This is a genomic window from Zarconia navalis LEGE 11467, from assembly GCF_015207075.1.
In the GTDB taxonomy this organism is placed as follows: Bacteria; Cyanobacteriota; Cyanobacteriia; order Cyanobacteriales; family Geitlerinemataceae; genus Zarconia; species Zarconia navalis.
The window spans coordinates 1-7071 of the sequence record NZ_JADEXN010000276.1 but is presented as its reverse complement, the minus strand read 5'-3'; the positions used below and the strand labels follow the sequence as shown (position 1 = coordinate 7071).

The window sequence follows — 7071 nt, the reverse complement described above, 5'->3', positions numbered from 1 at the left end:
ATTTACCATCGAACCCGGCGGAAACAATCGCCAGTACCCCGGTAACTACTCCATCTATTTAGAATACAAACAAGCCGAAGAAGCCGCTGCTAAGGAAGCAGAAGCGGCCAAGCCAACTCCGGCTAAAGAACGCGGACGAACGCAGAACACCAACAAACCGCGCCGCTTGTCTTTTAAAGAAAGACAAGAGTTTGAGGGGCTAGAACGCAAAATTCCCGAACTCGAAACCGAAAAAGCCGAAATTGAAGCCACGCTTTACGCAAACCCACCCGATGGGTACACCCAGGTGCGCGAACTCTCCGAACGCTTGGCTCAACTCGCTCGCGAGATTGACGAAGCGACAGAACGCTGGCTGGCACTGGCTGAAGTGGATGCCAACTCCTAGTTGCACCCCAAGTCTGACTCCCAGTATCGGCAATGGGTTGCCCCGACAAGTGGTGCGATCGTATGTCTGGGAAAAATTACCCTTGAGAACAGCTCTAGTGGGAGGAATCGGAATCGGCGATCGTCAAGGTTTTTATGACAATCTGAAATATTACGAAGCGACTTCAAAAGTCAGGCTAAACTAGTGAATAAATCCGTTAGTTTTACTATTTTTGTAATGGAAGAAAATTATTCTGAAATCGATCGCGATAGATCTATGCTCGTGAGGGGTTTAACCCCCCATATAAGATCCTCAATTCTTGAATAAAATTCGATCTTTAAGTTGAGATTGTTGTATGAAAGACAACTTGAAATAGAAAAGTAATTACAATCGAGAATAGAGAGCAAATCGATGCTCTGCCGCTCAATTTTAATGACGATCGAACATTCAATATCGTCCCCATCAGTAACATCTACTAGTTAATATGGAATTAGGTAGTCAGCCCGGTCAAGCTGCTGAAGAATATCCCCATCCAGGTGCGCGATTGATTGGTACAGTCATTGCCCTGGTGACCTTGACCTTACCCTTTTGGACAATTGCTCGCTACTCGTTCGAGGAGACTTCTCGGGTGCAGCACACAACGACTCCAACATATCCCTTGCAGCAGGTCAGGAAGTGAATGGCTACCGAAATTCCTTAAATTAGAGCAAATTTTCCATCGTCAGAGATCATAAATGAAGAAGACCGTGGTGCGTTGACTTCTAAAGCGTTTTCTCGACCTCTTATTCGATGGGGTCTTACTCAAATGAGTTCGATTCCCTCACCTCGTCGAATAAGTACGATCGGGAATTGTACGTAGCCGTTCAGGCCGTCAATTACTGACATTTCCACCTGCGGCGAGGTCGCCTCTCGTTATAAAATAAGCTGCTGGCTTTCGCTCGCCATAAAGCCATACGAAAGCAAACTCGAAGCACTCCCAAACGTCCAGACGTTAGGAGTGACTTTTTAGTTGGGCGAATCTTGTTGACTTAAAGCTTTGTTGAGGAATAATTCCATTATGACAGATTCCATTCGTTTCCTAATGTGTGCTCCCGAGCATTACGACGTGGATTACGTCATCAATCCCTGGATGGAAGGTAACATCCACAAATCTTCCCAAGCTCGAGCCGTAGAACAGTGGACCGGACTTTATCGTTGCCTCAAAGATCGGGCGATCGTCGATTTAGTAGAACCTCAAAAAGGTTGGCCCGATATGGTCTTTACCGCCAATGCCGGCTTAGTTTTGGGAAAAACGGCGATTCTCAGTCGCTTCTTCCATCCCGAACGACAGGGAGAAGAACCCCATTTCAAAGCATGGTTTGAAGAACAAGGCTTCACCGTCTGCGAACTGCCCAAAGACTTGCCCTTTGAAGGGGCGGGAGATGCCCTGCTCGATCGATCCGGGCGCTGGCTGTGGGCGGGATACGGCTTCCGATCGGAACTCGACTCCCACCCGTATCTGGCCAAGTGGCTCAATATCGAAGTCCTCTCATTGCACCTGGTAGACGAGCGGTTCTACCACCTCGATACTTGCTTCTGTCCCCTTGCCGGGGGCTATTTGCTCTACTATCCTCCTGCCTTCGATTTCTACTCCAACCGCACCATCGAGATGCGGGTTCCGCCAGAAAAGCGCATTGCCCTGAGCGAACCCGATGCGGTCAACTTCGCCTGTAACGCGGTCAATATCGATCGAGTCGTGGTGATGAACAAAGCCAGCGACGCCCTCAAGGGGCAGTTAGAGGAAAAAGGATTTGAAGTCATCGAAACCCCCCTAACGGAATTCCTCAAAGCTGGGGGGGCGGCAAAATGCCTGACTCTGCGCGTCACCGAACCCGTTGATGCTGATGTCAGTGCGGCGGCTTTGGTTCAAAGTTGCACTATCAAGATGGAAGGCCATTTGCTCGATTCGGGTTCGGTCAACCGCGTCTTAGATTTAGTCATTGATGGTGGGGGTAGCTTCCAAGTCCTCAACTTCAATCTCGGGGAACAGCGACAGAGTACCTCTTCGACCGAAATTCGTATTTCTGCCCCTTCTCAACAGGTATTAGAGGAGATCGTGGCGCAATCGATCGAGCTGGGGGCGATGGCTTTGTCCCAAGACGAACAAGATGCCCACCTCGAACTGGTGACCCAGGCAGGAGTTTCTCCCGATGATTTCTACGTCACCACCATCTATCCGACGGAAGTGCGCGTCAATGGTGAGTGGGTGCGAGTGCAAAAACAACGAATGGATGGAGCTATTGCCCTGACGGAAACCTCCAATGGAACCGTTGCTCAATGCAAGCTCTTACGAGACTTGGAAATTGGCGAGCGAGTGGTCACCGGAATTGGGGGGATTCGCACCTTGCGCAAAGAAAGAGCGCTCAAGAACCAGGAGTTTGGCTTCATGTCCGCTGGGGTATCCAGCGAACGCCGGGTAGAATTAGTCGTCGAACAAGTGGCCTGGGAACTGCGCCAAATTCGCGATCGGGGCGGCAAAGTGGCGGTCACCGCCGGGCCGGTGGTCATCCACACGGGGGGAGCCGAACATCTCTCGAGCCTGATTCGCCAAGGCTACGTCCAGGCACTACTCGGGGGGAACGCGATCGCCGTTCACGATATGGAACAGGCACTATTGGGCACTTCCCTAGGGGTGGATATGAAACGAGGGGTGGCCGTGCGCGGCGGCCACCGACACCACCTCAATACCATCAATACCATTCGTCGCCACGGCAGTATTGCCAAAGCCGTTGAGGAAGGGGTGGTGACGCACGGGGTGATGTACGAATGCGTGAAGAATAACGTGCCCTTTGCCCTGGCCGGTTCCATCCGCGACGACGGCCCCCTGCCGGATACTCAGATGGATTTACTCAAAGCGCAAGCGGAATATACCGAGTTGCTCGAAGGGGTGGAGATGATTCTCATGCTTTCGACAATGCTGCATTCGATCGGAGTGGGGAATATGACCCCGGCTGGGGTGAAGATGGTGTGCGTTGATATTAACCCGGCGGTGGTGACCAAACTCAGCGATCGCGGCTCGGTAGAGTCTACGGGAGTGGTGACGGATGTGGGGTTATTCCTCAGCCTGCTGGTTCAACAGCTCGATCGACTCACCAGTCCCGAACCGACGAAGACGCTCGTCTGAGGTCGTTGGGATCTTGTCTGAAGTGGGTGTCGTTCGAGCGCGATCGATATTGCGCTCGACACCCGCTTTTGAGATAAAATATTGCCCTGTCACGATCTAGTCTTTCAAAGAATCGCGCAAGTGCGACTCTCCATCGGTATACAACATGATGGATGGGTAGAAATACAATCCGCTCGCGCGCGCAACCCGATCGCTAGATTCGGGTCAAACAAAAGCTCTTCATCATTGAGCTAGATTATCGAGAGTATTTTTTGGGTGTCGGTCGATCTAGAGATAAGCTCGTTTCTGTACGGGCGACAATTTATCCACTATTACATTTCCAAAAAACGATGTTTCAATCAGTCGGTACGGCGGCGAGGTTTTTTTTCGGCGCTATGTTATTTTATACTTTCTTCGGATTTTTCTTAACTCAAGCCAACTCGAAAGAATCGTCTTCCACTCATTGGGGATATGGTGGAGAAGGAAACCCCACGCGCTGGGGTGAATTAAACCCCGATTATGGCTTGTGCGAAACCGGCACCCGTCAGTCTCCCATCAATATTGAAAGCGTCTCTATTTCTCGTTTTACACCCATTGAATTTAACTACCAAAGCATCCCTTTAACTGTTTTCAATAATGGGCATACCATTCAAGTCAATTATGCCGAAGGCAGTCAAATCGAACTTGACGAATCAGTATATAAATTACTTCAATTTCACTTTCATACTCCCAGCGAACATTATATTGATGGCAAAGCAGCAGCCATGGAAGTCCATTTCGTTCACCAAGACGATCGGGGTAAACTCGCTGTTGTCGGCATTGCGATCGAAGAAGGGGAAAGTAATCCCGTTCTGGAAAAAATTTGGGATAATTTACCTTTAGAAGGTGAAGAAAAGACCGTAGAAACCGTGACGGTAAATGCAGAAGATTTACTGCCGGACAACCGGACTTACTATAGCTACAGCGGTTCTTTAACCACTCCTCCTTGTAGCGAAGAGGTGAGTTGGAACGTGATGCAAACGCCCATTCAAGCCTCTGCCGAACAAATCGATCGGTTCGCATCTATTTATCAGGTGAATGCTCGACCCATTCAGCCCCTCAACGATCGAACCATCGAGTTGAAATAATTGAAATAACCCTCAGCATTCCTGCCGAATCGCGCTTCAAATTTTACTCAAACCTTACGTCCCCATACGCCGAGAAAATCCGAATACACTTACGATTGCCATCAAACCCAACAAGCCCGTTGCCGGTTCGGGAATGGAAGCAGAACCACCACCGGGAAACGTACCATTAAAGGAACCATCGGCGGATGCGACGTTGGAAGGAACGGGATTAAAAAAGAAGTTGACCTCGCCGTTGACTTTAACCAGTTCGCTCACCTGTAAATCGAGGTCGCCAAATTCATTCGTCAAGGCTTCCGAGAGACCGGGAACTAAACCGGCAAATAAGAATAAATCGGTACTTCCCGCGAGTCCGTAGCTGAGATTCTCTCCATCTTTGGTGACGTAGGCGATATTCGGATCGACGGTTCGCTGGAATCCTCCCCCTAGACGAAAAGCCGTGTAAATCGCTTCTCGGCTGGCGAGCAATCCAAATCCATTGTTGCTTAGAGCGTCGAATAACTGAGTTTCGGTAATGCCATTTTTCGTCAAGTTGGCGTCAAAAGCCATATCGAACCAGGTATTAGCGAGATTATCCGCACCAAAGGCGACATTGAGGGTATCCCCAAATAAATCTTTCGCCGTTAAACTGCTAAAGGTTGTTGTGGTTCCATCATCGAAATCGACGTTTAAATTCGTCACCCCTTCGTAAGCCAAGAAGTTATTGAAGGAAGTTGTCGGAAATCCAATTTCGCTGCTACTAAAGAGTTCGATATTGCCACCGGGTTCTGGAGCGGTACTGCTACCATCGGTTAAAGCCGAAACCAGTAATGTTGCGTCTGCCCCCTCAGACACCAAACATCCCAAGGTTCCGTCTGGTATCGGGCAGGCAAACGTACCGTCAGGAACGAACACTTGGAAGTCTGTGGCCGGATTGACGCCGAATTGGGGCGCACCGGTTCCGGTAATGCTAGCTCCGGTGATGGTGGCGGCAAATGTTGGGGAACTCGCAGCAAAAGCGGTTGCGATCGCCCAGGTGTAGATGAAGGCTTGCTTGACTCTGATTTTCATCGGGATCTGTCTCCAGAAATTGCGAGGGGTCAGAATTGGTTATCTGTCACGATTTTTCAAAGGTCTGTTCGAGAGCGCGTGCGATAGAAAAAGCGATTTGGGAGTTTTTTCGTTCTTTGACTCCATCGCCTACATTGCGCCAGTTTGCATATCGATGAAGCTAGATGAAACCGGTGGATTTTTCTCGATCGCTCAAAGCCACCGTCCGTATTATTACGCAGCTATTTTAGCTATTTTCATCATACAGACGATAGAAGTCTCCGTATTGTTCCCGAGGAACGATCGAAATCTTCACAAATTGTAGATCGGCCTGTAGATCGACTACGAGTACCGCTAAACTTCGGCCCACCGGCGCAGGAGATTGGAATGAGTTTTGGAGATCAGATCGAATTCGATCGTTTTACCGGATTGTTGAAAGATCGATCGTCGTGCCGTATCCAAATCGAACAAAATTTCTCGCTGCATGGGATCGCGCACCAAACTTTGCACCCACGCCACCACAACCCATCGTACGCCTTGGGTGACGGAGGCAACTCGATGCAGCGCGCCGGAAGGGTAGACGATCGCCGAGCGGGCTGGTAACTTATAGGTTCGCTCGCCATCGGTATTTTCGATAACCAGTTCTCCCCCCTCGTAGTCCGTCGGATCGCTCAGAAATAGCGTCAGAGACACATCCGATCGCAAAAAACTGCGACTCCCCATCAGGGCATTATCGACGTGAGATCCGTAGGACATTCCCGCTTCGTAGCGACTGAACAGCATTGAGTGAATGGTTTTTGGCTGAGTTGCCACCTTGAATAGAGGATGTCGCCACAGCGCGGCAGTGACCTTTTGGGTGAGTTCTTCGGTATAGTCGGCTTTTTTGGTGAGTTGGGTATTATGTTTGACCAGTTTGGCGTGCCATCCTGCCGTCAGCTTGCCGTCTATAAAATCCTTGGGATCGAGGCGATCTGTGATGTGCTGGAGTTCTTCTGGGGTGAGAACGTCGTCAATGGAAAAAATCATACTCGTCAATGGCGCTGGTGAGTGTTGGCCAAATTCTCGATGACGGATGCCACACTAATGCAAGGATTTTATAGATTATAACGGCAAACGATCGCAGAATTTAGAGCGATTCCGAGCACCATATGTTTAGCTGAATGTCAATACAGAAAAGAGTTTTAACTTGCCATCGATCGTCGGCTAGGTGCGGGAGTTTGCTCGATCGAATTTTGGGAGTAGACCAATTTCCCAAAAGATAGTTATTATCAATTAACATCAATTCAGTTTTGAGAAATCCTCAAGGAAAAGTTCCGATGAAAACCAAAGCAGCAGCATTGCTTCTCCTCCTCGGCTTAGTCGCACCCCTCGGCGCTTGTGGTGCTGACGAAGGCGGCGAACAAGTGGAGGAT

At 49.6% G+C, this 7071-nt stretch carries 7 protein-coding genes; 5 read left to right on the top strand and 2 right to left on the bottom strand.

The window, feature by feature from the left end:
- From IQ235_RS14540 to IQ235_RS14520, 5 genes are all read left to right on the top strand, one after another.
- Nucleotides 1-385, top strand: a 385-nt coding sequence (locus IQ235_RS14540; RefSeq protein WP_264322167.1) for an ABC transporter C-terminal domain-containing protein, incomplete at its 5' end; no start/stop codon positions are given.
- Entirely contained in the window at nucleotides 372-569 is a 198-nt protein-coding gene (locus tag IQ235_RS14535) for a hypothetical protein (RefSeq protein ID WP_264322166.1), read from the top strand. The genes IQ235_RS14540 and IQ235_RS14535, both read left to right, overlap by 14 nt.
- Nucleotides 570-848: 279 nt before the next feature.
- On the top strand, nucleotides 849-1043 hold the full coding sequence (locus IQ235_RS14530; RefSeq protein ID WP_264322165.1) for a TLTLP motif-containing protein: 195 nt from the start codon (nucleotides 849-851) through the stop codon (nucleotides 1041-1043).
- A gap of 378 nt (nucleotides 1044-1421) precedes the next feature.
- Nucleotides 1422-3527, top strand: a complete 2106-nt coding sequence (gene argZ, locus IQ235_RS14525; protein ID WP_264322164.1) for a bifunctional arginine dihydrolase/ornithine cyclodeaminase — start codon at nucleotides 1422-1424, stop codon at nucleotides 3525-3527.
- Nucleotides 3528-3856: 329 nt separating this feature from the next.
- Nucleotides 3857-4633: a carbonic anhydrase gene (locus IQ235_RS14520; protein WP_264322163.1), complete on the top strand. Its 777-nt coding sequence runs from the start codon at nucleotides 3857-3859 to the stop codon at nucleotides 4631-4633.
- A gap of 54 nt (nucleotides 4634-4687) precedes the next feature.
- On the opposite strand, the gene IQ235_RS14515 is transcribed toward IQ235_RS14520, so the two are convergent.
- Nucleotides 4688-5680 carry an NF038130 family PEP-CTERM protein gene (locus IQ235_RS14515; RefSeq protein WP_264322162.1) on the bottom strand — a complete coding sequence of 331 codons (993 nt, stop codon included), beginning with the start codon at nucleotides 5678-5680 and terminating at the stop codon, nucleotides 4688-4690.
- A 333-nt stretch (nucleotides 5681-6013) separates the two neighbouring features.
- Complete coding sequence (locus tag IQ235_RS14510; RefSeq protein ID WP_264322161.1) at nucleotides 6014-6685, bottom strand: Fe2+-dependent dioxygenase; 672 nt, start codon at nucleotides 6683-6685, stop codon at nucleotides 6014-6016.
- Between the last annotated feature and the right edge of the window lie 386 nt (nucleotides 6686-7071).